1 pseudogene is annotated in these 526 nt (G+C 50.0%); it reads right to left on the bottom strand.

Annotated elements, in window-relative coordinates:
• Window positions 1-526 (bottom strand): annotated as a pseudogene (locus ACQY6F_RS19085) (transposase); the annotation flags it as partial.

Genomic DNA, 526 nt, shown 5'->3' with positions numbered 1-526 from the left:
CAGGTTGTTTGCTGACAAGCCCAGCCTCTTTCATCAAGCGGCGGACTTTAAACCGGCCAATGGCGTAACCGGCTTCTTGCATCATCATGGTAATTGAACGACTGCCTGCTGAATCTCGGCTCTTTGTAAACAATCGCTTGACCTCACTACGTAGGTGGACGCGCTCAGCGTCTATTTCACTGCGGTGATGCCGATACTCATAGTAGCTCGATGGCGACACATCTAATGCAGTACAGACCAGTTCAACAGACTCGTGCTCTCTCAACTGGTCTATCAGCGAATACGCTCTATCTCGTCCGCCATCAAGAGAGCTGTAGCCTTTTTTAAAATCGCTTTTTCACGTTCAAGGCGATTTATACGGGCTTCAAGCTCTTGGATTTTCTGCTGCTCTGGTGTCAGTGCCTTGCTAGACGGCGTATCACCATTCCGCTCAAGCTTAAGCTGTTTGACCCAGCGTCGGAGAACATTATCTGAGACATCCAGGGAGCGGGAGGCCTCCGATATGGTATAGCCTTGGTCTAATACC

Origin of the sequence: Vibrio sp. (genome assembly GCF_050299255.1) — a bacterium.
In the GTDB taxonomy this organism is placed as follows: Bacteria; Pseudomonadota; Gammaproteobacteria; order Enterobacterales; family Vibrionaceae; genus Vibrio.
The sequence above is the reverse complement of the archived record's forward strand: the minus strand, read 5'-3'. Positions and strand labels throughout refer to the sequence as shown.